The sequence below is a fragment of the Streptococcus sp. DTU_2020_1000888_1_SI_GRL_NUU_041A genome, assembly GCF_032387735.1.
GTDB lineage: Bacteria > Bacillota > Bacilli > Lactobacillales > Streptococcaceae > Streptococcus > Streptococcus sanguinis.
In genome coordinates this window covers 1,805,111-1,830,445 of record NZ_CP135591.1, presented here as the reverse complement: position 1 = coordinate 1,830,445, position 25,335 = coordinate 1,805,111, and the positions used below count along the sequence as shown (strand labels likewise).

Here is a 25,335-nt window from a genome sequence, read left to right as displayed (position 1 = left end):
TAGTCAATATGGTACAATGAATTAGTATTGTCTTTCCAGTGTTTGTCAAAAAGGCAGAAAAACATGAAAAGAACGTGTTCGACTGGCTGGCCAATACGCTGTACTTTTAAACAAATTTTACTTGTGAGAAAGGAAGATTGCATGAATAAAAAACTGAGAGTATGGTTTCAGCTCATCATTCTCTGTCTAGGTGTGTTCCTGCCTTTCCTAGCCGGAACCCTTAAGGCTCATGCGGCGGAGCTCAATGATGTCATCACTGAGATGCACCTGACCACTAACTCTGGTGAGCAGCTGACCAATGGTGTAGATATCTGGCAGACCTTCCGAGTCTATGCTAAGTTTGCCCTGCCGGACAACCAAGCCCATGCGGGTGATACGACAGTGATTCATTTGCCGAATGAATTTACCTTTGGGAATTCCTCAGCTATTGAGCTCAAGGATGAAAACGGAGCCCTGGTGGCTAATGGAGTCCTGGATAGCAATGCCAAGACCATCACACTGACCTACACAGACTATGTGGAGCAGAAGTCTGGTGTCAGAGGCGAGTTTTTCTTCTATTCGCGGATTGACCACGAGGTCGTCACAGAGGAAAGAGATATTCCAGCTACTTTCACTGTAGGCAATAATAGAATTCCAGCCGGCAGCATTCACTATAATGGGCCGCCGAAAAAGTATGAGTCTCTGCTAGAAAAGAGTGCTTTTCAGTGGGATGCTGATGCTAAGAATGAAATCCGCTACAATGTAGCCATTAACCGCAACATGGGCAATTACAAAAATGTCTCTGTGACGGACAAGTTGGGTGATACAAACGCTAAGATTGTTCAAGACTCTGTACGGGTTTATAAGGTTTCTTGGCGCTGGAATAATGGAGATTGGGCGCGTGATTCGACTGAAGATGTAACAGCAGACTTCCAGTCTAAGATGACCTTTGGCGCTGAAGGCGATAGCTTGACAATCAACTTCGGAGATGTAGAAGGCTTCGGCTACCTAGTTGAGTACAAGACGCTGGCCGACTATGATTTGGCTGATGGAGAGGTTGTAGGAAATAAGGCTACCATGAACTACAACAATACCGAGACAGTGTCTGTCACCAACGAGTACTCTTATCAGATTGCTGGCGGAAAGTCCGAAGGCTATAACTTCAAGGTTAAGGTCCACAAGACAGATGAGTCTAATGCTTCTCTGAGCGGTGCAGTCTTTGAAGTGGTGCGGAAAGCGACCAATAAGGTGGTTGGCACAATCACGACAGATGCAGATGGGAACGCGGAAGTTGGTAATCTTCTGCGTGACACTTATATCCTGCGTGAAACGACTGCTCCAGCTGGTTACGATCGCCTGACAGAGGATATTACCATCAGTCCAACAGATTTTGGTAAGACTTTGAACGTAGGCAGTCCGGAATCTGGAGATTCTGGAGACAGCAGATTGGTTGCAGTCAATGTAGTCAATAAGCAAACTCAAAGTCCAACAGACAAACAGGTAACCTTCAGCAAGGTCAATCTAGCTGGTGAGGAAATTGCCGGTGCTCAGATTCAGATTTTCAAGGGACGGGAAAGCAAGGGCAGCCCTGTCGCATCTTGGACTTCAGAAGCTGACCAATCTAAGGAAATTAACCTAGAGCCAGGTATTTACACCTTCCATGAGGAAGCGGCTCCGACAGGTTATCTGGCTGTGACTGATATTGTCTTCCAAGTCAATGAAGATGGCACTGTAACAGTTCTAGACGCTAATAGCAATGCAGTAGAGTATACAGATGGTAAGTTGTTCATTACTGACCAAGCGGCACCAGCTGCACCTGGTACGCCTGATAAAGCAGTTCAAGGTGGCATTAAGCCAAATCAATCATCTGATTCTGATAAAGCAGCAGACGGTCAAGGAAAATCTAAAAAAGTTCTTCCTGCGACTGGCTCTGCTGAAAGCCTTGGACTAGTTCTTGCTGGTCTGGTAGTCCTGGCTCTTTTAGGACTTTACCGTAAGACTCAACTGAGTAAATAAACAAAGAGAGGATAAGGCAGAATGCTTTATCTTCTTTTGTTTGCTTATTTTGTCTAGCTATTTTGCAACTTACTGAGCAATTTCTTCCAGTTACTTATGCAGGGCAGCCACTTACGGAAAAACTCTTGTTTTTGTCTCAGAATCCTCTATAATAAATGACAAATAGAAAAAGGAGACAGAAGATATGACAGATACAAAAATACAAGAGAAGTTCAAGCCAGGTTTGAAGTTAGCGGATTTTCAAAAAGATGGAGACATCTATCTGGCGCTGAATTCGGACTATGTCTCAGGGGACAATGCCAAGTATATGACCATGTACAATCGCTTGGCTCGCTGGTATGATTTTGGTGAAAAATGGATAGGGCCACTTCTCCATGGCAAAGCTATTGACAAGCTGAGAAAGGACCAGATGGCAGAAATAGAATGGAAAGATCATCTATCCGTCCTTTATGTCTCTATCGGGACTGGTCAAGACCTGCGCTACATTCCTGAGAATATTGACCTGAAAAGCCTAGACTTTGTTGGGGCAGATATTTCCATAGGCATGCTGAAAAAATGTCAGAAATCCTGTGCCAAGAAGACAAATCTGCAACTCTTTCATGCTTGTGCAGAGGATCTGCCTTTTGCAGATAATAGCTTTGACATCGTCTATCATATCGGTGGAATTAATTTCTTTAGTGATAAGGCCAAGGCCATGCAGGAAATGCTGCGGGTGGCTAAGCCAGGAACTAAGATTATGATTTCAGACGAGACGGCAGACTATGTGGACCAGCAATATAAGAAGAACCACTTCAGCAAGGACTATTTTAAGGACGCTACCGTTGATTTGGGAGAAATTGAGGCCGCTATACCGGCCGGTGTCAAGGAGAAGGAGTTGAAACTCCTCTGGGACGGAAAATTTTATGTCCTGACGTTTAGGAAATAAATCAGAAGAACTGGACTTTTTCCGGTTTTTCTATGTTATTGAGGACATTGATTGTCAGACGTAATTGACCCTAACAATAGTGGTTTGATTTGCGAATGAACCATATAAATCGTCCACCTCTTCTAAATGACAAAAAGGTAAACAAATGTTAAAAAAATCTTCTTTTGTGTATAGCCATTTTTCTTATAGTATGATAAAATGTAGATGTAATGTATCTATAAATGTTCGCTTTTTAGAAAGCGGGCACTGACAAGATGGGGAAGCTCAGTTAGTATACAATTACATTGTACATTTAAAACTGAATATTGTGAGAAAGGAAAATTGCATGAACAAAAGGATTAGAGCATTGCTCCACCTTATTATTCTTTGTTTAGGAGTCATTTTGCCATCAGTAGCTCCTCTTACTCAGGTGCAAGCAGCTGAGTTTGGTGATGTTATCACTGAGATGAGCCTGAAGAATTCTTCAGGTGGTGATTTGACGCAGGGAATTGATATTTGGGAAACTTTTCGAGTTTACGCAAAGTTTGTCTTGCCGGATAACCAAGTACATCAAGGAGATACGACAAAAATCACCTTGCCTTCTGAGTATGCATTTGGGAACTCTTCAGCTATTGAGCTTAAAGACAGCTCGGATAACGTAGTGGCAAATGGATTTTTGGATTCAACCAACAAGACCATTACTTTGACCTATACAAATTATGTTGAGCAAAAGTCTGGTGTTCAAGGAGAATTCTTCTTCTATGCACGAGTTGACCATGATGTAGTGAGACAAGAAGGTGACTTGAATGGTGGATTTACCGTAGGAGGTCGGATGTTGTATCCGGGAATCGTCCATTATAATGGACCGCCCAAAAGATATGACTCAAAAATTGAGAAGAGCTCTTATCAGGCAGCAGAAGACGGTAAGAATGAAGTTCATTACAATATTGCGATTAACCGCAATATGGAGAATTATACCGGAGTAACGATAACTGACAAGATTACCTCGCCTAATTTTAAAATCATGAGGGACTCAATTCGGGTCTATAAAATTGCTTGGCGCTGGAATAATGGAGATTGGGTGCGGGATTCAACAGAAGACGTGACAGCTAATTTCCAATCAAAAATCACGGAAAATGCTGCTGGTGATGGATTCACGATTGACCTTGGCGACATGGATGGTTTCGGGTATTTGCTGGACTATAAGACAAAAGCAGATTACGATCTAGTTGATGGTGAGCGCGTTTCCAACAGTGCTACCATGACCTATAATGGTGGTCAAACAACGACATCATCTGAAAATCGTTCTTATCAGATTGCAGGCGGTGTTGGAGAAGGCTATGTTTTCACCATTAAGCTCCATAAGGTTAATGAAAATGGTGAGAATCTGCAAGGTGCAGAATTTGAAGTTGTTCGTGAGCGGAGCGGTGCAGTTGTCGGAAAATTAACCACAGATTCTAACGGGAATGCCAACTTGGGTGACTTGTTGCGCGATGATTATACCATTCGTGAAGTGACTCCTCCTACAGGATATGATAAATTAACTGAGGAAATTAAGATTGGTTCCCAGGATTTTGGAACAGACAAATCTGTATCGCGTGAGATCGTCAATAAGAAGACGGTAACCGAGCAGGATGTAACTTTCAAAAAAGTAGATCCAAACGGGAAAGAAATTCCTGGTGCGCAACTGAAAATCTATAAAGGTGATCATGTTGATCAGGAAGAAGCTCCCGTTGCAGACTGGACTTCTGAGGCTGACACTTCTAAAGTAATAAAATTGTCTCCAGGAACCTATACACTGACTGAAGCTAACGCTCCTGCTGGTTATCAATATGTAGAAGATATTACATTTACAGTAGGTGCCAATGGTACTGTTGCTCTTGTGAAAAAAGGAGCAGAAGATACCGTTCAGGCAGCGGGATCAATTCTGACGATTACCGACAAGGAGGACAATAGTCCTAAAGCCATTACCTTCAGTAAGGTCAACCTGGGCGGTACTGAGATTGCTGGCGCTCAAATTAAGATTTTCAAGGGCAACAAAGCGCAGGGTCAAGCTGTTGAAAGTTGGACTTCCGAAGCTAATCAGTCTAAAGAAATCAATTTGGAGCCTGGTACATACACCTTCCATGAGGAAGCAGCTCCAACTGGTTACCTGAAAGTAACTGACATCACTTTCCAAGTCAACCATGATGGTACAGTGGAAGTGACCAATGTCGGAGAGAAAGACTCCAAAGGTGAAAACAATAAGGTTGTGACTGACAGAGCAACCTTGAAGGTAACAGACAAGGATGACGACTCAGAACGTGATGTGACGATCAAGAAAGTAGATCCAAACGGGAAGGAAATCCCAGGGGCGAAATTGAAACTCTACAAAGGCAGTCGGATTCGTCCTGAAGCTAAACCTCTTGCAGAGTGGACATCCGAAGCTAACGCATCTAAGGTAGTAAAATTAGCTCCAGGAACTTATTCTCTGAAAGAGAGCCTTGCTCCTGCTGGATTTGTAGCTGTAGAAGATATTAAATTCACAGTTCATTCTGATGGCACCATTACAGTTGATGCTAAAGGAGCAACAGATTCTGTTGAAGCAAATGGCTTGGTTCTTACTGTAACCGATAAAGAGGACAATAGTCTTAAAGCCATTACTTTCAGTAAGGTCAACCTCGGCGGTACAGAAATTGCTGGTGCTGAGATTAAGATCTACAAGGGCGAGAAAGCTGAAGGTACAGCAGTAGAAAGCTGGACTTCTGAAGCTAATCAGTCTAAGGAAATCAATTTGGCACCTGGTACTTATACTTTTCATGAGGAAGCGGCTCCAACGGGTTACCTCAAAGTGACCGACATCACATTCCAAGTCAAACATGACGGTACAGTGGAAGTGACCAATGTTGGCGAGAAAGACGCTAAGGGTGAATCTAACACCGTTGTGACCAATGGTTCAACAGTGACTATTACCGATAAGGACGATGATCTTCCACGTAAGGTAACCTTCAGCAAGGTCAACCTCGGCGGTACTGAGATTGCCGGTGCAGAGATTAAGATTTACAAGGGCGAGAAAGCTGAAGGAGATGCAGTTGAAAGCTGGACATCCGAAGCTGGTAAGTCTAAGAACATCAACTTAGCACCTGGTACTTATACTTTCCATGAGGAAGCGGCTCCAACCGGTTACCTCAAAGTGACCGACATCACTTTTAAAGTCAAAACTGACGGAACAGTAGAAGTGACCAATGTCGGTGAGAAGGACGCTAAGGGTGAATCTAACACCGTAGCGACAAATGGTTCAACTGTTACGGTGACTGACAAGGACGATGATCTCCCACGTAAGGTGACCTTCAGTAAGGTCAACCTCGGCGGTACTGAGATTGCAGGTGCTGAAATCAAGATCTACAAGGGCGAGAAAGCCGAAGGCCAAGCAGTCGAAAGCTGGACATCTGAAGCTGGTAAGTCTAAAGAATTAAACTTGACTCCAGGTACTTATACTTTCCATGAGGAAGCAGCCCCAACCGGCTACCTCAAAGTAACAGACATTACTTTCCAAGTAAAAACTGACGGAACAGTAGAAGTGACAAACGTTGGCGAGAAAGACGCTAAGGGCGAAGAGAACAAGGTCGTAACAAACGGTTCAACTGTTACAGTGACCGATAAGGATGATGATCTCCCACGTAAGGTGACTTTCAGTAAGGTCAACCTTGGAGGTACAGAAATCGCTGGTGCAGAGATCAAGATTTACAAGGGCAACAAGGCTGAAGGTACAGCCGTTGAAAGCTGGACATCTGAAGCTGGTAAGTCTAAAGAACTAAACTTGGCACCAGCTACTTACACCTTCCATGAGGAAGCAGCACCAACTGGTTACCTCAAAGTAACCGACATCACTTTCAAAGTGAAAACTGACGGAACAGTAGAAGTGACCAATGTTGGTGAGAAGGACGCTAAGGGCGAATCTAACACCGTTGCGACCCATGGAGCAACACTGACTATTACCGATAAGGACGATGATCTACCGCGTAAGATTACCTTTAGTAAGGTCAGCCTTGGCGGTACTGAGATTGCCGGTGCTCAAATCAAGATCTACAAGGGCGAGAAAGCTGAAGGCCAAGCCGTTGAAAGCTGGACATCCGAGGCTAATCAGTCTAAGGACATCAACTTGACTCCAGGTACTTACACTTTCCATGAGGAAGCCGCCCCAACGGGTTACCTTAAAGTTACTGACATTACTTTCCAAGTCCAACATGACGGTACAGTGAAAGTGACTAGCGTAGGAGAAAAAGACTCCAAGGGCGAAGAGAACAAAGTCGCAACCGCTGGTTCTAAAGTGACTGTAACGGATAAAGACGATGATCTTCCACGTAAGATTACTTTCAGTAAAGTAAACCTCGGTGGTACAGAAATCGCTGGTGCTCAGATCAAAATCTACAAGGGCAACAAAGCCGAAGGCCAAGCAGTCGAAAGCTGGACTTCCGAGTCTAATCAGTCTAAGGACATCAACTTGGCACCTGGCACTTATACCTTCCATGAGGAAGCCTCCCCAACGGGTTACCTTAAAGTGACCGACATCACATTCCAAGTCAAAACAGACGGTACAGTGGAAGTGACAAACGTTGGTGAGAAAGACTTCAAGGGTGAAGAGAACAAGGTCGTAACAAACGGCTCAACTGTTACAGTAACGGATAAAGACGATGATCTTCCACGTAAGGTGACCTTCAGTAAGGTCAACCTTGGCGGTACTGAGATTGCTGGTGCAGAGATTCAAATTTTCCAAGGCAAAGAGGCAACTGGCAATCCTGTAGCGAAATGGACTTCAGAAGCAAATACATCGCATGAGCTTGGATTAGCTCCTGGAGTATATACCTTCCATGAAGCTGCAGCCCCAACCGGTTACCTAGCTGTAACCGACATCGTGTTCCAAGTGAATCTCGATGGCACAGTAACAGTCGTAAATGCCAATGGAAATACAGTAGAATACAAGGATGGGAAGTTAGTCGTAACTGACCAAACAAAACCGACTGGTCCAGAAAAAGATCCGTCTAAAGAAACAGATAATCCAGATCCGAAAAAATCAAATCAAGATAAACCAACAAATAAAGACCAAGATAAACCTAAAGATAAGGGGAACTCGAAGAAAGTTCTGCCTTTCACAGGTACAGAAATCAGCTTTACGCTACTTGCTATAGGCTTGATTATCATAGTTGGTTGTGGGGTTTATTTCGGGATCCGTTTCAAAAAATAAAACAGAAAACAAGTGTCAATGAACATTGACGCTTGTTTTTTTATGCGCTTGACGAAAGAAGCCAATATACATCGTTGAATTTAAGGATATTGACGTAGTTTAAGGGTAATCAAAAACTATTTTTTCTAAGTGACAAAAATGTAAGTTTAAAGGCTAAAATGAAAGGTTATCTTATGGCAGCTAGTCAGGGAATTCGGTATCCTATAAGTGTAAAGAAAAAGAAGATAAGAATCTTCCAAACTAATAATCAGACTTCAAGAAGGAGGCCCGCTATGAAAATCAATCTTTTTAACCATCGCCAAAGTAAACCTAAAGCTCAAAAGATTTCCAAGGAAGAAATTGAGAAGACTCGCCTAGGCTGCGCTTCCAGTCAATATTATTTCTGGCTGCAGTACAGTCACTGAGAGATTCCAGTATTTAAGGATAAGAGAAAGGTCAGTTGACTTTTCTCTTTATCCGACTTGGAGCACAAGATGACAAAAATGTAAGATTGGCAGGCAAAATGAAAGATTAGGTTATGGAAACTTGTCTGTCTTTCCGGTATGATAGTAGTATCAATTTAAATAAAGAAGAGGTTCAGTATGACATTATTAGACGTACAGCACGTGAAAAAGATTTATAAAACCCGCTTTCAGGGCAGCCAAGTAGAGGCACTGAAAGACATTCACTTTACGGTAGAAAAAGGCGAATATGTCGCCATCATGGGGGAGTCAGGCTCCGGGAAATCCACCCTGCTCAACATCCTAGCCATGCTGGACAAGCCGACTGAGGGCCGTGTCTTTCTCAACGGAACTGACACAGCAACCATCAAAAACAGTCAGGCTTCCAGCTTCCGTAGGGAGAAATTAGGTTTTGTCTTTCAGGATTTCAATCTGCTGGATACCCTGTCGGTCAAGGATAATATTCTCCTGCCTCTGGTCCTCTCTCGCCGTCCCATTACCGAGATGATGCAAAAGCTGGTCACAACCTGCAATGAGCTGGGGATTAACAAGCTGCAAGAGAAGTTTCCTTATGAGATTTCCGGTGGTCAGAAGCAGCGGGTTGCAGTAGCTCGGGCCATCATCACAGACCCTGAGATTCTGCTGGCGGATGAGCCGACGGGAGCCTTGGATTCCAAGTCTTCGGCTGCGTTGCTGGATGTCTTTGACGACATCAATGCCCGCGGTCAGACCATTCTCATGGTGACCCATTCAACGGCAGCGGCTAGCCGCGCCAAGCGGGTGCTCTTTATCAAGGATGGGATTCTCTATAATCAAATCTTCCGTGGTGACAAAACCGAGCGGCAGATGTTCCAAGAGATTTCTGATACTCTGACAGTTATGGCAAGTGAGGTGAAGGACTAGTGTTTCGATTAGCAGCAAAATTGGCGGTATCCAATCTGATTAAGAACCGCCGTCTCTATTATCCGTTTGCACTGGCTACCTGTGTGGCTGTAGCCATTTCTTATATTTTCAACTCCTTGGCTTTTAACCCCAATCTATCTAAAATGACAGGTGCCAGCTCTGTTGTCCTTGTTTTGGTCCTAGGGGTTGTTATTGTGAACATCACAGCTGGAATTATTGTCTTTTATGCCAATCAATTTGTTATGAAGAATCGCTCCAAGGAGCTGGGGCTTTATGGTATGCTAGGTCTCAATAAACGCCATCTCTTTGTTATGACCTTTATTGAGCTTCTGATTTTCGGGCTAGTGGCTGTAAGCTTGGGGCTGACTATTGGTGTTCTCTTTGACCAGCTGATTTATGCTTTTTTGCTCAAGCTCATGGGGACCAAGGTGGTTCTGGTTTCGACATTTCAACCTTTTGTATTGGTATTGATTATCATTTTCTATGCTTTTGTATTTTTCTGTTTGCTAATTAAAAACGGCTTTTACTTAAGAAAGTTTGATGCTCTGCAATTAGTCAAAGAAAAAAATAGCGGGGAGAAAAAGAGTCGCTTTTTACTCTTGCAAACTATTATTGGTATGTCTTCTCTCGCTTTTGGCTATTATCTTGCTTTAGGTGTATCTAATCCGATGGCAGCCATTATCATTTTCTTCGTAGCTGTACTTTTTGTTATTCTAGGGACTTATCTACTTTTCAATGCAGGAACGACTGTTTTCTTACAATTTTTGAAAAAGAAGAAGACATTTTATTATCAGCCTGATAACATGATTTCGGTATCTAATCTAATTTTTCGAATGAAGAAAAATGCAATCGGTTTAGCGACGATTTCTATTTTGTCGACAATGGTTTTGGTTACCTTATCTGGTGGAGCTAACATTTATGCTGGCGGTGATTATATGCAGAATGCCATGTTCCCGCATGATTTCAGTATCCAAGGAAAAGAAATAACAGGTGAGGTGCTGGACCAAGCTTTGACAGAGTTTGTTCAAGAGCAGCAGCTACAGATTAGTAAAAAAGTTATTTACCAGTATTATACGATAGGAGTTAGCGGTCGAACTGGTAATCAGCTAGATATTTATTCTAAGGGACAGAAATCATTCACTCCAAATCTTTATATTTTGGCCATTTCTGAGAGTGATTATCAAGGAATGACGGGTCAAAATCTTCAGCTTAAAGATGATGAAGTAGCCATATTTGAGCAAGGACTGGAACTAGACAGCAAAAAAGATTTACAGCTAGCTGATAAAAATTTAAAAATCAAGAGAAAATTAAAAGAAGATTTCGTTTTCGGTAATATACCCGATCCGATGAATATGATAGTGCCTGAAAAAATCTATATGGTAGCTAAAAATCCGAGTCAAATCTTTTCTTCATTGATGAACGATTACGCTGTCAATGTTAACTATTATGGAGGATTAAATCTCAAGCTTCCAAAAGAAGAACAGAGAAAACTCAAAGAAGCATACCAAGAAAAGCTAAGCAGTTTTAATACCACCTTACCTGAAAATCAAGGTATTTATGGTTCGGTGACAGCCTTCGATAAGCAAGAAATAAAAGGAATGCTAGGTGGTATGTTCTTTATTGGAATTTTCCTATCAATCGTTTTTATGCTTGGAACTGTTCTTATCATCTACTACAAGCAAATTTCCGAAGGTTACGAAGATCGTGATCGCTTCATCATCCTGCAGAAAGTCGGTTTAGACGAGCAACAGACTAGAAAGACCATTCGTAAACAGGTACAGACTGTCTTCTTCCTGCCCCTAATCTTTGCCTTCCTTCATTTGGCTTTTGCCTATCACATGCTCAGTCTCATTTTACAGATGTTGGGCGTGCTCAACGCAAGTCTTATGTTAGTGGTGACTCTCGGTGTCTGCGCTCTATTTATTGCAGTATATGTCGGTGTTTTTCTCATCACATCTCGCAGCTATCGCAAAATTGTGGCAATGTGATAGCAGAGACAGTCTCTATATACCGTTCATCTATTTTAAAGACTTAGGCTGAGATTTTTCTCAGCCTTTCTTTTCTCGGAAAATTTCTGAGAAGATTCCTAAAAGCGTGGAAATATGATAAAATAGAGCGTTAATGCAATTAGGAGAGTAAAAATAGATGAATATTTTTAGAAAAAAAGATGCCAGTAAGGACAGAACGGGCATGCGCCGTCACTTGAAAATTCCAGATCTGATTTTGCTTGGTATTGGAGCCATGGTAGGAACTGGGATTTTCACCATCACAGGGACTGGAGCAGCCAAATATGCTGGGCCTGCTCTGACCATCTCGATTGTCATTTCAGCGCTTTGTGTGAGTATTTCGGCCCTTTTTTACGCTGAGTTTGCCTCACGGATTCCGGCCAATGGTGGAGCCTACAGTTATATTTATGCGGTTCTAGGAGAATTTCCTGCTTGGCTGGCTGGCTGGCTGACCATCATGGAGTTCATGACCGCTATCTCAGGTGTTGCCTCTGGCTGGGGATCTTATCTGAAGGGATTGCTTAGTGGCTTTGGTATCCAGCTACCGGCAGCCCTGAATGGCACCTTCAATCCAAAAGCAGGTACTTATGTGGACTTGCTGCCTATTCTGGTCTTGGCCTTTGTTACGGGAGTTGTCCTTTTGAACTCCAAGGCAGCCCTGCGCTTCAACTCAGCCTTGGTGGTCTTGAAATTCTCAGCCTTGGCACTCTTTATCATTGCAGGATTTTTCTTTATCAAGCCAGAAAATTGGTCTAACTTTGCACCTTTTGGTTTTGGAGAAATTTATGGCGGTAAGGTCGGCATCATGGCTGGGGCTTCACTCATGTTCTTTGCTTTTCTAGGCTTTGAGTCCATTTCCATGGCGGTCGATGAAATCAAGGAGCCCCAAAAGAACGTTCCGCGCGGGATTGTTTTGTCCTTGAGCATCGTGACCATTCTCTATATTTTGGTGACCTTGGTCTTGACTGGGATTGTCCACTATAGCAAGCTGGATGTCTCTGATGCGGTGGCCTTTGCCTTGCGCAGCGTCGGACTTGGCTGGGCAGCTAACTATATCTCTGTCGTCGCTATTTTGACTCTGATTACGGTCTGCATCTCCATGACCTACGCCCTGTCGCGGATGATTTACAGTATTGCGCGTGATGGTCTCTTGCCTCGCTCTTTCAAAAAATTGACAGAGACCAGTCGGGTGCCAAAGAATGCAACGATTTTAGTAGGGATTGCCTCAGCTGTCTGTGCCGGTATCTTCCCCTTGGCTAGCATCGCCTCTTTCCTCAATATCTGTACCTTGACCTATCTTATTTTATTGGCTGTGGCAGTCTTGAAATTGCGGAAAGACAAAGGAATGCCCAAAGCTGGAGAATTCAAGACACCTCTGGTGCCTCTGACGCCAATCTTATCCATTGTCATCTGTCTATCCTTTATGACTCAGTACACCAAGGAAACCTGGCAGGCCTTTGGCATTGCCCTAGCGCTGGGAAGTCTCATCTATGCCTGCTATGGCTATCGAAACTCTGAAATCGCTGTAAAATAGAAGTAGGGTGAAGAGATTAGTTGATAAGATATAATGTAGAAACTTGATAACTATAAACAAAGCAGAAAGAGTTTTATGAAGAAAAATTATATAAAAGGCCGATGCTATAATATCTCTTTGAATGGTAAGAAAACTTTTCTCGGATGGTTCTTAATAATTTCTGATAATGGACAGGAATATCTCGTGGAGAGAAATGGAACAATGTCTTGTGGCTGTTTTAGAAAGGTTTATCAAACAGACTATTCTTTCGAACCGCATACTGCATTTTTAAACAAATCAAATAATCTACCTGCTATTGCAGGAACTTCCATAGGTCTTATCTTGGCTAGAATGCTGAGAAAAATAATTCCGCTAAATTTTTTCTTTGGGCCAATAAATCGACCAATGAATATCGGAACTGGTCTTGTAAATATTGGTGTGGCAATAGGATTGATGGTTCTTGCTATGTTTCTTGTAAAGTATTATAGAAAGAAACGGCTTGAATTTTTTCTAAATAAAAAAGGTTGCAAACTTAGCTTGATTGGAAAAGTAAGAACAAAAGAGCCTATTAAAAAATTGCCCAACGGAATAGAGGTGTGGTAAATGAAGCGATTTAGTATTCGTCAATTATTGGTAATAGGTACTTTATCGAGTGTAGTATTATTTGTTATGTTTTTTACTCAGCCAAGATTCTTTTTATTAATACCTATTTTTATTGGAATAGTCTTGTTTTTCAGAGGTATAGAAGTTAGTGGAGACAAAGAGATAGAATTTGAACTAATAGAAGGAGAAAAGAATGAAGAACCTTAACCTAAGCCAAAAGAAGAAAATCTGGCTCTTTGCCCTTGCTTTGTTTGCCCTGATTTTACTAGCGATTGTGATCAATATTCAGCTGAACCAGCCCGAAGATATGCATGCTGAGTATGTTCGGCTTTGGAAGACAACTTGGCATGAGGAAAATAAAGACTGGCTCTATCCACTGAAAAATATCTGTCTTCTTATTCTGGCAGTTCTGGCAGGGGCTGGTTTGAAGATTGCATTTTCCAAGAGTGAGAGATGGAAATAAGCTTTTGTAGATGTAAATGAAATCATCTTACAAAAATGTAAGATTGACGATGATAAATGTAAGGTAGAGACATGGAAAACGTGTCTCTATTTTGCTATAATCAGCTCAGGAATCCTAACAAGAAAGGTTGCGCGATTATGAAAAAAGTCCTTTTAGGTTGCTTGGGAACGGTGCTGATTTTGCTTGCTCTTTTAATAGGTTTTCTGGCCTACTTTGGTCCAGACTATGGAATTTTTCTTTTTCCACCTAGTCCGCAGGACTACGCTCGCTCGGTTGTGAAAAAGCTTGATTTTGGTCTTTATACGGACAAAGATTGGGAAAATGAGAAGAAGAAAGCCTTAAAGAAGCTTGAATCAGCCAAGACTTATCAAGACACCTATCCTATCTTGGAAAAATTAACCAAAGAGGCTGGCGGAAAGCATTCTTATTTTTTAAGTCCACAGGATAATCCCGAAAATAGTCCGGAAAGCAAAAATCAGCCTGAAGTGCAGAATCGGGAGGCGATTCTCTATTTAAAAGTTCCTGCTTTTACTGGTGATGCACAGGCAGCGAAGGCTTATACCAACAAACTTTCAGCAGCTCTTAAAAGGGATGACTATCAGGCGGTTGTAGTGGATTTGAGAGACAATACTGGCGGGAATATGTATCCGATGATTGCTGGACTGTCCTCTCTTTTGCCTGATGAAGACCTCTTCCAATTCGTTTATAAAAATGGAAGCAAGAGCGCGGTTTCTCGATCAGATGTTCTTCAGCAGCTTGGTCTGGAGCAGACTGATGAGAAAGCAAAGAAAGTGCCAATAGCTGTCCTTACCAATGAACGTACAGGTAGCTCAGGAGAGATGACAGTTTTAGCATTTAAGGGACTGAAAAACGTTAAAATATTTGGTCAGCCAACGGCAAGCTATACTACGGGAAATAATTATTATCAACTGTATGATGGAGCGGTTTTGCTCTTGACTACCTCGAGTATCCTAGATCGCACGGGCAAGCTTTATGAGAATGAGGCAATCCAGCCCGATGTCCCAACAGATCAGCCTTTAGAAGAGGCGGAGTCTTGGTTGAAGGGACAGATGGGAGAATAGTTCATTGAAAGCAGTCAAAGAGACTGCTTTTCTGCTATAATAAAGAGAAGAACGAGGTGACAGATGATTCGTAAAGTAAAACTAAGAGATGCTGCAGCCATTCAGCGGCTTAATACTGAGTGCCTGGGCTATGACTTCGATAGGGAAGCGACGGAGTCTCAACTGAAGAGGCTACTAGAGAGTGACCAGCATTTGATTTTGGTAGCTGAAGAAGGCGGTCAGATCATAGGTTATGCTCATGCAGCTAGCTATGACTGTCTCTATTTCCCGTCCTTGCTCAATCTCTTGGCTTTGGCCGTCGCTTCGGATTTTCAAGGGCAGGGACATGGCAGAGCGCTGATGCAAGCCTTGCGTGAAGAGGCAAAAGCGGCAGGCTACACAGGGATTCGAATTAATTCCGGCATTTCCCGCACATCTGCCCATGAATTTTATCGTAGCCTCAGCTGCAACGAAAAAGCAGACCAGAAACGATTTTATTGGGGATTTTAGAGAAAGGAGGAGTAAATGATGATTGAACAACTAACCCAGCAGCATGCTTTGGAAATTGCTAACGACTGGCATTACGAGGTGCCTTATGATTTTTATGATATGAAAAATGACCTGGAGGATTATGAAGAAATGGTTTCCCCTGAAGCGCGTGGAGACCGTTATCATCAAGTTATGAACGACGGGAAACTCTATGGATTTTTCTGCTTGGAGCAGAAAGGAGAGCGAACTTTGGAGCTTGGTTTGGGGATGAAGCCGGAGCACTGCGGAAAAGGTCAGGGCGCGGTATTTTTGAAGGAAATTCTGGACTTTATCATGGAAAATTTTGCACCCCAAGTCCTAAGGCTATCCGTGGCAGACTTCAATCACCGAGCCCAGCAGCTTTATCTCAACATGGGCTTTGAAGTGGTGAGGCGCATCCCGCAGGAAAGCAATGGCGATATTCATCTCTTTGTGGAGATGGTGAAGAAGGTCTAATTTTAGACTTTGTTGCAAAGTAGCAGATAAACCTGTTGACAGTCAAGCAAAAGTCGTCCAATATACTTATGACTGCTGAAAACTAGCAGAGAATTTGTAAATGATTACCAATAAACAAAAGGAGAAAACCATGACATTTGAAGAAATTTTACCAGGCCTTAAGGCCAAGAAAAAATATGTGCGTACTGGTTGGGGTGGGGCAGAGAACTACGTCCAGCTCTTTGACACGATTGAGCAAAATGGGGTGGCTCTCGAGGTGACACCTTATTTCCTCATCAATGTTTCAGGAGAAGGGGAGGGCTTCTCCATGTGGAGTCCGACTCCTTGTGATGTGCTCGCGACAGATTGGGTGGAAGTAGATGATTAAGACGGTACTGGTGACGGGAGCTAGCTCTGGCATTGGTCGAGCTCAGGCTCTGACCTTTTTGGAAAATGGCTACCGCGTCTACGGGGTGGACAAGGATGAAAATCCTGGTTTTCTCAATGAGCTGCGTTTTGTCAAGATGGATTTGACAGGTGATTTGACACCGCTCTTCACCAGCTTGCCTGAGGTGGATATTCTCTGCAATACAGCAGGTATCTTAGACGATTATCGTCCCCTGCACGAGACTAGCGATGAGGACTGGGAGCAGATTTTTGCTCTTAATCTGACAGCAACTATGAAAATCACTCGCTTTTACCTGCAGAAAATGCTGGAGAAAAAGTCTGGTATCATCATTAATATGTGTTCGATTGCTAGCTTTTTGGCTGGCGGCGGCGGTGCTGCCTATACGGCCTCTAAGCATGCTCTGGCTGGCATGACCAAGCAGATAGCCTTAGACTATGCGGATAAAAATATCCAAGTATTTGGCTTGGCGCCAGGCGCTGTCAAGACAGCTATGACTGCCACCGACTTTGAGCCAGGCGGACTGGCAGACTGGGTTGCTGAGGAAACGCCAATCAAGCGCTGGCTGGATCCTCGGGAAGTAGCAGACGTCAGCCTCTTTCTAGCTAGTGGCAAGGCAGCTGCTATGCAGGGCGAGATTATCAAAATCGACGGCGGCTGGAGTTTGAAGTAAGTGAATGAAGAAAGCGAACAATGAAAAAGCTAAGAACCTTTTCCAATCCTGGACCAAAAATATGGTAATTTACGGTTTGGATGCTGGTCTAGGGCAGTTCTTCATGAATGCGCCTGATACATCCTGCCTTTACCAACTAGGAAATTTCATCTTTCCGGCTGGTCAGGTAGATCCGGATTTGTGGCAGGAATTTAGCAAAAAATATAGTTTAGCTGACAAGGTCATTATCTCCGAGGAGCCTAGCTAGCAAGAGTTTCTCGATAGTCAGACTGATCTGCAGCAGTTTACTCGTTATGCTTTTGCGGACAGGGCTTACTTTGACACAGAGGCTTTGGAGAAATGGCAGAGCAGTCTACCTGCAAACTACTACCTTTGTCTGATTGATAAGGAGAGTTATGAGCGTTTGGCTGAGGAAGCCTGGTCTCAGGATTTGCAGGGTGATTTTTCCGATTTTGACCATTTTCAAGCGGCGGGTGGCTTTGGCTTTTTACTCTATTCAGGAGAGGAAATCATAGCTGGCGTATCGACAGGATTGGTCTATCATGGAGCTCTTGAGATTGAAATTGCCACCAAGCCAGCCTACCAAAGACAGGGCTTGGCCAAAATTTTAGGTGCCCAGATGATTTTAGAAGCTCGAAAACGCTTACTCTTTCCTCTATGGGATGCGCACAATGAAGCCTCCAAAAAAGTCGCAGAAAACTTGGGCTATCAGTGCCTAGGAGCTTATCCAGCTTATGAATGGAAAGGGACTTTTGACCAATGAAGAAAAACCAAACCTATTTCTTAAAAGACATCATTGAGGCTGTAAAATCGGAAGAGCTAGATGATGATTTCTGTTTGTATGCTAAGGAAAATGGAGAACTGAATTTTCAGGACAGCTACTTGCTTCCTTGTTGGTAAAGTTTTTGTCCTTTAGGGCAAAAATCATGGCTATTGTTATCATTAAAGCAAACCAAAAGGCGGGAATGAGAATAGGAGAAAGCATTTCGCGAAGGGCTGGTGCAATTGCGCTGAGTAGCCGACTAAGGAGAATTCCTGTTAAGGGAGTTGTTAGGGCAAACCAGCGCGGGTAAGCCGTTTTCTTACTCAAAACGAGGATAACAATAAATAGGAGAAGTACAGCCATAAGTACGAAATAAATAAGCAGAAAGTTATTTTTCACTATTGAAAAGCTTTCTAGTAATTTTGCAATATCGGCAGAGGGATTATGGGCATACAGCCGCGAAGTGGCGGCAAAATAGAAATAGCTGGTGTGGAGGAAAACACAGACAGTCATGAGAATCCAAGCTCCTACTATTCCTAGCCATTTTTGTCTCAGCCCGATAGAGAGGATATAGACGCCCATTCCTAAAAGCGGGAAAAGAAGTAAGGCATAGCCTGCAAAATCAACTTTCCAAGCTGCTAAATCAGGCATGTGCTGCCAAAATCCCTTTCCAAAACCGTCAGAGATAGCAATCAATATATCTGCAACATAAATCAGCCAGCTTCCTAAAATAGACCAGGGAGCCCAGCGACGGATCGTTTTTTGAGTCATAAGCGCCTCCTTTAGACTTGTGTTGCTAACATTTTACCAAAGGTTTGTTACGGAAGCAAGTTTCGAAATGCCTAGAGGCTATAAAATGGTGTCTGCTTTCTATGTAAGGGGATGAAATGATTTCAGAAAGTGTGGGAAATGTTTGATTTTTGGGCTCTTTGTCAACTGTAGTGGGTTGATGAGAAGTTATAATCTGGAGAGGACTAAATCAGTCCTCTCCTTTTTGATGTTCAAAGCGATGAGGATTCTAGTTTTAAAATTGTCAAAGTTCCGAAATCCGAAAGCGTTTCGCTTGATGACTTTGATGAGGTTGTTAGTAGCTTCTAGTTTTGTGTTTGAGTAGGGCAGTTCCAGTGCGTTCAGGATCTTATCCTTGTTTTTCAAGAAGGTCTTAAAAACAGTTTGAAAAATAGGATTTACATAAGAAATGGTATCTTCAATGAGTCCAAAGACAAGTAAGGGAGCAGGAGCTGGAGTTGATTTATTACGGTGAAGATTTTGCGGATGTTCTCTTGTCAGTTATGGAGCAGAAAGCAGAAGCAACTGATCAAGAGTGTTTACAGGCTCTGCTTTACTATTATGAGTATGATGACTTTATGGATTTTGAATAGAGATAATTCATCAAGAGTTTTTTTAGAGGCGGCTTTCTTTATTGGCTTTGATAAAGATACGGACTAGTATAGAAATTTTTATAATGAGAAAGACAGGAGAAATGATGACCCCAAAAGAAATGTGGCAGGCCTACAAGAAAATCAATCCAGCGATTGGCGACGAAATTGACGCTTGGGTCTTCGGTGTTCAAGCAGACCAACTGGCTGATTTGGTGCTGAGTGGTGAGAAGACAGCGACGGCTTCGGCCTACCAATTGTATCAGCTTGAAAATGAGCCTCTACCCCAAGTAGGTACTTTCGATATCATACTGGACAGCCAGGACAGAGCCGTCTGTATCGTCGAAATCACTAAAGTTTCTGTGCTGCGTTTTAATCAGGTCTCAGCGGACCACGCCTTCAAAGAAGGAGAGGGAGATAAATCCTTGGCCTACTGGCAGCAGGTCCACCAGGATTTCTTTACAGACTGTCTGGCTGAGGCAGGTTTGAATTTTTCCCAAAACATGGGAGTCGTCTTAGAAGAATTTCGCAAGGTCTATCCGCTGGATGAAGATTAAAGTCTATTTTTAAAATAGGCTTTTTATTTTTCCTTGCTAAAGTAGAGTAAAAATGTTACTGTTAGGTATATTGAAAAGCATTTTGGAGGAAGAATGGATAAATTAATTTTAGGTTTACTGATGATAAAGTCTTTTACAGTCTATGAAATTCGTCAGGTGATGCGGCAAAATTTCAGCTCTATGTGCAGTGACAGCTTGGGCAGTATCCAAGCCGCCCTCAAAAAACTATCCCAGCAAGGGGCGGTGACTTCTTCAGAGTATGTTGAAAAAGGAAAAATGAAGAGGGAATACACTATTACCGCTTCGGGACGAATCTTATTTTTGGACTGGCTGAAAACGCCCATTGATATGAGCAAAAGCAAGAATATGGAGCTTGGGAAATTCTTATTTATGGGCTATCTCCCAAAGAAAGAACAGCTAGAAATGCTGGATTTGGCCATTGAGGGACTAGAGATTGAACTGCGAGAGTTTGAGGCTGTCAAAGCGTCTATACAATTTGCTGAGGAGCAGCAGCAGGTACAAGCCTATCTGGAGCAACATGATCACTTGGCGACGGAGCTTTTAGAGGTCAGTCAAACAGCTAACTTAACTGAAAGTATTTCTCAGCTCGGTTACTTTGAAATGAAGACGCTGGAATTTGGTCTTGACTCTGCCCGCTTCCAGTTGAACTGGTTTACTGATCTTCGCAAGCAGTTATCTGAGAAAGATGGGGAGAAGTAGGTTACTAAAGATTCGAAAAACAGGGCATCAGAGAGTGTAAACCAAAGGAAAAAACAGTTTTCAGCCTTCAAAAGCCTTTCAGTAAATGAGCTGGATGGAGTGATTAGTTGACAAGGAGGAGAATCCTACTGACAAAAGATAAGTTACTCGAGGATTTGAAGAACGTAATCTGCTGCTGCCTCAAAAGATATCTAGCAAAAAGAAACTAATTTTTTACCAGTCTTCAAAGACCGTTTCTGAAAAAAGATTGAAAATAGGTCTAAAAAAGCTTATAATAAAAGCTATAAAACGACAGAAGGCTTCTAGGAGGATTGATTTTGAAGAAGGTTCATTTTTTTATCATTTACGGCTGTGTCTGCTTTGTACTGATTGGCGGAACCTTTCTTTATACCTACTTTAAACCTGGAGGAATCGCAGAAGCAATCGAGTCCCGTTTTAAGCTGTCTGCAGTAGTAGATGCATCCTTGAAAAAATTCGATCAGGATAGTTTCTACATGGATCGGCTGTCTGAGTCGACCTATCTAGAAGGCTACAAAAAAAGAAAAGCTGAGACCGTTAAACAGCTGACTGTTTCAGATTCACCTTATTTAGCTAAGCTTTACGAAACCTATGATGATCAAGAACTGACCCATTATTTCAGCGAAGATCGGATGTACTTGGAAGAAAAGGATGGATTTGAGACCATTGATGACACGGAGTCACGCAAACATATTGATGGCTATTCGGGCATGTCCTCCTTTAAGGCTTTGCTGCAGGTCATGGTAGATAATGAGTCAGAACTGACTAAGAAAAAAGTGGACGACGGCTATGAGTTTTCGGTGACAGCAGAAGGTGATTTGGCCTATGACCTTATCGATGCCTTCTACTATGCTTATAATGATGAGCATTATGATACGACCATCGACATTGAGAAGTGTCAGGTTGCCTTTGTGGTTGACCCTAAGACTCGGACCATCCGCTCTATTGATATGACCATGGATTTGGACGAAGATACAGCTTTAGATGGAGAATTGATTTACTTCAAGCAGCGGGCTGTCTTCAAGGACTATGGCAAGGCAAAAGTCCATCTTCCAAAGAAAATCAAAGAAAAAGAAGCAAAATCAGCTGTTTAAAGGCTGATTTTTTTGTTCAAAAGTTTTTTTGTTGCAGATTTTTATGGGGATGGCTTGATTTTAAATTTTTAAAAATTACCTTTTAGTGATATAATAAAGGTGATATCCTACAGAAAAGAGATAATTGATGACAAATTACGCGATTATTTTGGCTGCGGGTAAGGGTACTCGCATGAAGTCAGATTTACCAAAGGTACTGCACAAGGTTGCAGGGATTTCCATGCTGGAACATGTTTTCCGCAGTGTCAATGCCATTAATCCAGAAAAGACCGTGACAGTTGTTGGCCACAAGGCAGAGCTAGTCGAGCAAGTCTTGGCAGGTCAGACAGACTTTGTCCGTCAGACCGAGCAGCTGGGAACGGGTCATGCCGTTATGATGGCGGAGCCTGTTTTGGAAAATCTGACAGGTCAGACGCTGGTCATTGCTGGCGATACTCCCCTGATTACAGGAGAAAGCCTGAAAAATCTGATTGACTTTCATGTCAACCACAAGAACGTTGCGACTATCCTGACAGCAGAAGCAGATAATCCTTTCGGCTACGGCCGTATCGTTCGCAATCAACATGACGAAGTCTTGAAAATTGTTGAGCAGAAGGATGCTTCTGATTTTGAGCAGCAAATCAAGGAAATCAATACAGGGACTTATGTCTTTGACAATGCCCGTCTATTTGAGGCCCTCAAAAAAATCAATACCAATAATGCTCAAGGCGAATACTATATCACAGATGTGATTGGTATTTTCCGCGAAAATGGTGAAAAAGTTGGAGCTTATACGCTGAAAGACTTTGATGAAAGTCTGGGGGTTAATGACCGCGTGGCTTTGGCAACAGCTGAGGGTGTCATGCGTCGCCGGATTAACCAGCAGCATATGGTGAATGGGGTCAGCTTTGTCAATCCTCATGCGACCTATATCGATGTGGATGTAGAAATTGCGCCTGAAGTTCAAGTTGAAGCAAATGTGACCCTGAAAGGTCAGACCAAGATTGGGGCAGAGACTATCCTGACCAATGGTACCTACATCGTGGACTCTGTCATTGGAGAGCGGACCGTTATCACCAACTCCATGATTGAGGAGTCAAGCGTTGCAGATGGAGTAACGGTTGGGCCTTACGCTCACATTCGTCCAGATTCTAGTCTGGCTAAGGATGTCCATGTCGGCAACTTTGTTGAAGTTAAAGGATCGTCAATTGGAGAAAATACCAAGGCTGGTCATTTGACCTATATTGGAAACTCTGAAGTCGGCGCTAATGTCAACTTTGGTGCGGGTACGATTACGGTTAATTATGATGGTCAGAAGAAGTACAAGACTATCATTGGCGACAATGTCTTTGTTGGTTCCAACTCGACCATTATTGCCCCAGTTGAGCTGGGTGACAATTCACTGGTCGGTGCGGGTTCTACTATTACGAAGGACGTACCAGCAGATGCCATCGCTCTGGGACGTGGCCATCAGATTAACAAGGAAGATTATGCTAAGCGACTTCCTCATCACCCTCAAAATAAGTAGGTTTAATCATGGAATTTGAAGAAAAAACCGTCCAACGGACGGAGATTTATCAGGGACCGATTTTTAAAGTGGTTCAGGACCAGGTGGAGCTGCCAGAAGGCAAAGGACAAGCCCAACGGGATTTGATTTTTCATAATGGGGCGGTGGCTGTGATTGCTATCACTTCGGAAAATAAGATGATTTTAGTCAAGCAGTACCGCAAGGCCATTGAAGCGACTTCTTACGAGATTCCAGCTGGCAAGCTTGAGCTAGGAGAGAATGCAGATCCCCAAGCGGCTGCCCTCCGAGAATTAGAAGAAGAGACTGGCTACACTGGACAGTTGGAGTTGGTCTATGATTTCTACTCTGCCATCGGTTTTTGTAATGAAAAAATCAAGCTCTACAGCGCCAGCCATTTAACAAAGGTCGAAAACCCTCGTCCCCAAGACGAGGATGAAACATTGGAACTTTTTGAAGTCAGTCTGGAGGAGGCACATCAGTTGCTGCAAAACGGTGACATCTGCGATGCCAAGACCATCATGGCTCTTCAGTACTGGGAACAAAAAAATCTGAATAAATAGGAACGTAGATCAATGGGAAAAGCTTTATTAACAGATGAAATCATTGAGCGAGCTAACCGCGGTGAGGATATTTCGAGGCCGCCTCTCATGGATGACGAAGAAACCAAGATTCTTTCAACTGGCAGAAGCTCCTTTAGCTCGCAGCAGTCTAGCCGACAGGATACTCAGTTTGGCTATCAAAGCCCTCAAAACCGCTTTGGTTATGAAGAAGCTCGGTCTCAGCAGAATCAGAGTCGTTTTGGCTATCAGACTGCTCAAAACCAAGAGGAGTTTACGGATGAGACTCTGCACATTGAGGTAGATCCGACCGTGACTAAGAGCCGTCGCATTGAAAATCAGAAGCGGAGTCTCTTTCAAGCCAAACTCAATAAGATTCTCCTTTGGGTGGTTATCCTGCTGATTGGTTTGATTGCTGCTATTATTTGGTGGCCTTAAAACCTGCTCTATTGCACTTAAAAGGAAGCCTAGCCTGTCTAAGCTTCTTTTTCATCAGATGATTTGAGGTATTATATGAAAATTGGAATTATCGCAGCCATGCCTGAGGAGTTGAAGATTCTGTTGGAGCATTTGAAAAATCCGCAGAAGCACCTGCGTTTGGGCCATGTCTATCATACGGGCTCCATCGGCTATCATGAAGTGGTGTTGGTCGAAAGCGGGATTGGCAAGGTCATGTCTGCTATGAGTGTGGCTGTTTTGGTCAATGACTTCAAGGTCACAGCCGTGATTAACACAGGATCAGCTGGAGCAGTGGCAGAAGGTCTGTCTATCGGCGACGTGGTGGTCGCAGATCGTCTGGTCTACCATGATGTGGACGTAACAGCCTTTGGCTATGATTACGGTCAGATGGCGCGTCAGCCGCTCTATTTTGAAGCGAGCCGCTATCTAGTTGCTGAAATGAAGAAAATTTTGGATAAAACCCATCAAAAGGCCAGAGTAGGTTTGATTGCGACAGGTGACAGCTTTGTTGCTGGTCAAGACAAGATTGACCGCATCAAGGAGCATTTTCCAGATGTCCTGGCTGTTGAGATGGAAGGCGCAGCTATTGCTCAAGCCACACATTCGATTGGCTTGCCCTTTATGGTTATTCGCGCTATGAGCGACACAGCTAGTCATGATGCCAATGTCACTTTTGATGAATTTATTCTTGAAGCTGGTAAACGCTCGGCAGAAACCCTGATTCAGTTTCTGAAAGAGTTAGTTTAAGGGAGAGATAGTATGTACAAAGAGTCTTATTTTGATGGTGGTCTCTTTTCTTACATCGGTCATGTGATTTTAGCTACCTTGATTACCGTTTTTACACTGGGAATTTGTGCACCTTGGGGCATGTGTATTCTGTATAATTGGAAGATAAAACATACAGTTATTGACGGGCACCGTCTTTACTTTGACGGTACTGCTATGCAGCTTTTTGGGAATTGGATCAAGTGGTGGCTCCTGACCATTGTTACCTTTGGTATTTATGGCTTTTGGCTGAAAATCAAACTGACCCAATGGATTACCAAGCATACGCATCATACGAATTGAGAACAAGTAAGCGAGACTTAAGTGGCTCGCTTTTCCTTTTCTTCTGTCTTGCCAAAAAA

General features: G+C 43.0%; 25 protein-coding genes and 2 pseudogenes. 25 read left to right on the top strand and 2 right to left on the bottom strand.

Annotated features, from left to right (window positions below):
- The first annotated feature begins 141 nt into the window (after positions 1 to 141).
- The 16 genes and pseudogenes from RSK81_RS09030 to RSK81_RS08955 all read left to right on the top strand — a co-directional run bounded on the left by RSK81_RS09030 (position 142) and on the right by RSK81_RS08955 (position 17,917).
- Entirely contained in the window at positions 142 to 1,995 is a 1,854-nt protein-coding gene (locus RSK81_RS09030) for a SpaA isopeptide-forming pilin-related protein (protein ID WP_315686595.1), read from the top strand.
- A gap of 184 nt (positions 1,996 to 2,179) precedes the next feature.
- Positions 2,180 to 2,920: a class I SAM-dependent methyltransferase gene (locus tag RSK81_RS09025; RefSeq protein WP_002899847.1), complete on the top strand. Its 741-nt coding sequence runs from the start codon at positions 2,180 to 2,182 to the stop codon at positions 2,918 to 2,920.
- Positions 2,921 to 3,245: 325 nt separating this feature from the next.
- On the top strand, positions 3,246 to 8,123 hold the full coding sequence (locus RSK81_RS09020; protein ID WP_315686594.1) for a SpaA isopeptide-forming pilin-related protein: 4,878 nt from the start codon (positions 3,246 to 3,248) through the stop codon (positions 8,121 to 8,123).
- A gap of 272 nt (positions 8,124 to 8,395) precedes the next feature.
- The gene (locus tag RSK81_RS09015) at positions 8,396 to 8,527 is read left to right on the top strand and encodes a hypothetical protein (RefSeq protein WP_009659231.1); all 132 of its coding nucleotides are present in this window, start codon (positions 8,396 to 8,398) and stop codon (positions 8,525 to 8,527) included.
- Between the two features lie 177 nt (positions 8,528 to 8,704).
- A complete protein-coding gene (locus RSK81_RS09010) occupies positions 8,705 to 9,466 on the top strand; it encodes an ABC transporter ATP-binding protein (RefSeq protein ID WP_002894797.1) in 762 nt (253 codons plus the stop codon).
- Positions 9,466 to 11,454, top strand: coding sequence for an ABC transporter permease (locus RSK81_RS09005; protein ID WP_315686592.1), 1,989 nt, complete (start codon positions 9,466 to 9,468; stop codon positions 11,452 to 11,454). The genes RSK81_RS09010 and RSK81_RS09005 overlap by 1 nt, the downstream gene beginning before the upstream one ends.
- A gap of 157 nt (positions 11,455 to 11,611) precedes the next feature.
- Complete coding sequence (locus tag RSK81_RS09000) at positions 11,612 to 13,006, top strand: amino acid permease (RefSeq protein ID WP_315686591.1); 1,395 nt, start codon at positions 11,612 to 11,614, stop codon at positions 13,004 to 13,006.
- A 75-nt stretch (positions 13,007 to 13,081) separates the two neighbouring features.
- Entirely contained in the window at positions 13,082 to 13,588 is a 507-nt protein-coding gene (locus RSK81_RS08995; RefSeq protein ID WP_315686589.1) for a hypothetical protein, read from the top strand.
- Positions 13,589 to 13,795 (top strand): hypothetical protein, encoded by a 207-nt coding sequence (locus RSK81_RS08990; RefSeq protein ID WP_125402530.1) that lies wholly within the window; start codon positions 13,589 to 13,591, stop codon positions 13,793 to 13,795.
- Positions 13,782 to 14,051, top strand: coding sequence for a hypothetical protein (locus RSK81_RS08985; protein ID WP_315686586.1), 270 nt, complete (start codon positions 13,782 to 13,784; stop codon positions 14,049 to 14,051). The genes RSK81_RS08990 and RSK81_RS08985 overlap by 14 nt, the downstream gene beginning before the upstream one ends.
- A 71-nt stretch (positions 14,052 to 14,122) precedes the next feature.
- Positions 14,123 to 15,133 carry a S41 family peptidase gene (locus RSK81_RS08980; RefSeq protein WP_315686585.1) on the top strand — a complete coding sequence of 337 codons (1,011 nt, stop codon included), beginning with the start codon at positions 14,123 to 14,125 and terminating at the stop codon, positions 15,131 to 15,133.
- A gap of 63 nt (positions 15,134 to 15,196) precedes the next feature.
- On the top strand, positions 15,197 to 15,622 hold the full coding sequence (locus tag RSK81_RS08975; RefSeq protein ID WP_315686583.1) for a GNAT family N-acetyltransferase: 426 nt from the start codon (positions 15,197 to 15,199) through the stop codon (positions 15,620 to 15,622).
- Between the two features lie 15 nt (positions 15,623 to 15,637).
- Complete coding sequence (locus tag RSK81_RS08970) at positions 15,638 to 16,096, top strand: GNAT family N-acetyltransferase (protein WP_315686581.1); 459 nt, start codon at positions 15,638 to 15,640, stop codon at positions 16,094 to 16,096.
- A gap of 130 nt (positions 16,097 to 16,226) precedes the next feature.
- Positions 16,227 to 16,463 carry a DUF2829 domain-containing protein gene (locus RSK81_RS08965; protein ID WP_002899859.1) on the top strand — a complete coding sequence of 79 codons (237 nt, stop codon included), beginning with the start codon at positions 16,227 to 16,229 and terminating at the stop codon, positions 16,461 to 16,463.
- Complete coding sequence (locus RSK81_RS08960) at positions 16,456 to 17,154, top strand: 3-oxoacyl-ACP reductase (protein ID WP_315686580.1); 699 nt, start codon at positions 16,456 to 16,458, stop codon at positions 17,152 to 17,154. Before RSK81_RS08965 ends, RSK81_RS08960 begins: the two co-directional genes overlap by 8 nt.
- Before the next feature lie 4 nt (positions 17,155 to 17,158).
- A pseudogene (locus RSK81_RS08955) lies at positions 17,159 to 17,917 on the top strand (GNAT family N-acetyltransferase).
- 81 nt (positions 17,918 to 17,998) lie between these two features.
- Here the strand turns inward: RSK81_RS08955 and RSK81_RS08950 are convergent.
- Together RSK81_RS08950 and RSK81_RS08945 are read right to left on the bottom strand one after the other, a co-directional pair.
- Positions 17,999 to 18,688, bottom strand: coding sequence for a DUF6796 family protein (locus RSK81_RS08950; RefSeq protein WP_032909682.1), 690 nt, complete (start codon positions 18,686 to 18,688; stop codon positions 17,999 to 18,001).
- 186 nt (positions 18,689 to 18,874) lie between these two features.
- Positions 18,875 to 19,138, bottom strand: a pseudogene (locus tag RSK81_RS08945) (transposase); the annotation flags it as partial.
- 26 nt (positions 19,139 to 19,164) lie between these two features.
- On the opposite strand from RSK81_RS08945, the gene RSK81_RS08940 reads away from it, so the two are divergent.
- From RSK81_RS08940 to RSK81_RS08900, 9 genes are all read left to right on the top strand, one after another.
- Positions 19,165 to 19,299 carry a hypothetical protein gene (locus RSK81_RS08940; protein WP_268697875.1) on the top strand — a complete coding sequence of 45 codons (135 nt, stop codon included), beginning with the start codon at positions 19,165 to 19,167 and terminating at the stop codon, positions 19,297 to 19,299.
- A gap of 104 nt (positions 19,300 to 19,403) precedes the next feature.
- Positions 19,404 to 19,853, top strand: coding sequence for an ASCH domain-containing protein (locus RSK81_RS08935; RefSeq protein WP_125338506.1), 450 nt, complete (start codon positions 19,404 to 19,406; stop codon positions 19,851 to 19,853).
- Between the two features lie 93 nt (positions 19,854 to 19,946).
- The gene (locus RSK81_RS08930; protein WP_315686578.1) at positions 19,947 to 20,573 is read left to right on the top strand and encodes a PadR family transcriptional regulator; all 627 of its coding nucleotides are present in this window, start codon (positions 19,947 to 19,949) and stop codon (positions 20,571 to 20,573) included.
- A 317-nt stretch (positions 20,574 to 20,890) separates the two neighbouring features.
- Positions 20,891 to 21,685, top strand: coding sequence for a DUF6612 family protein (locus RSK81_RS08925; protein WP_315686577.1), 795 nt, complete (start codon positions 20,891 to 20,893; stop codon positions 21,683 to 21,685).
- A gap of 127 nt (positions 21,686 to 21,812) precedes the next feature.
- Complete coding sequence (gene glmU, locus RSK81_RS08920; RefSeq protein WP_125444727.1) at positions 21,813 to 23,192, top strand: bifunctional UDP-N-acetylglucosamine diphosphorylase/glucosamine-1-phosphate N-acetyltransferase GlmU; 1,380 nt, start codon at positions 21,813 to 21,815, stop codon at positions 23,190 to 23,192.
- 8 nt (positions 23,193 to 23,200) lie between these two features.
- The gene (locus RSK81_RS08915) at positions 23,201 to 23,752 is read left to right on the top strand and encodes an NUDIX hydrolase (protein WP_149565240.1); all 552 of its coding nucleotides are present in this window, start codon (positions 23,201 to 23,203) and stop codon (positions 23,750 to 23,752) included.
- A 12-nt stretch (positions 23,753 to 23,764) separates the two neighbouring features.
- The gene (macP, locus tag RSK81_RS08910) at positions 23,765 to 24,187 is read left to right on the top strand and encodes a cell wall synthase accessory phosphoprotein MacP (protein ID WP_315686574.1); all 423 of its coding nucleotides are present in this window, start codon (positions 23,765 to 23,767) and stop codon (positions 24,185 to 24,187) included.
- 75 nt (positions 24,188 to 24,262) lie between these two features.
- Positions 24,263 to 24,955 carry a 5'-methylthioadenosine/adenosylhomocysteine nucleosidase gene (locus RSK81_RS08905; protein WP_315686572.1) on the top strand — a complete coding sequence of 231 codons (693 nt, stop codon included), beginning with the start codon at positions 24,263 to 24,265 and terminating at the stop codon, positions 24,953 to 24,955.
- A gap of 12 nt (positions 24,956 to 24,967) precedes the next feature.
- A complete protein-coding gene (locus RSK81_RS08900) occupies positions 24,968 to 25,276 on the top strand; it encodes a DUF898 family protein (protein WP_315686571.1) in 309 nt (102 codons plus the stop codon).
- The last annotated feature ends 59 nt before the right edge of the window (positions 25,277 to 25,335 follow it).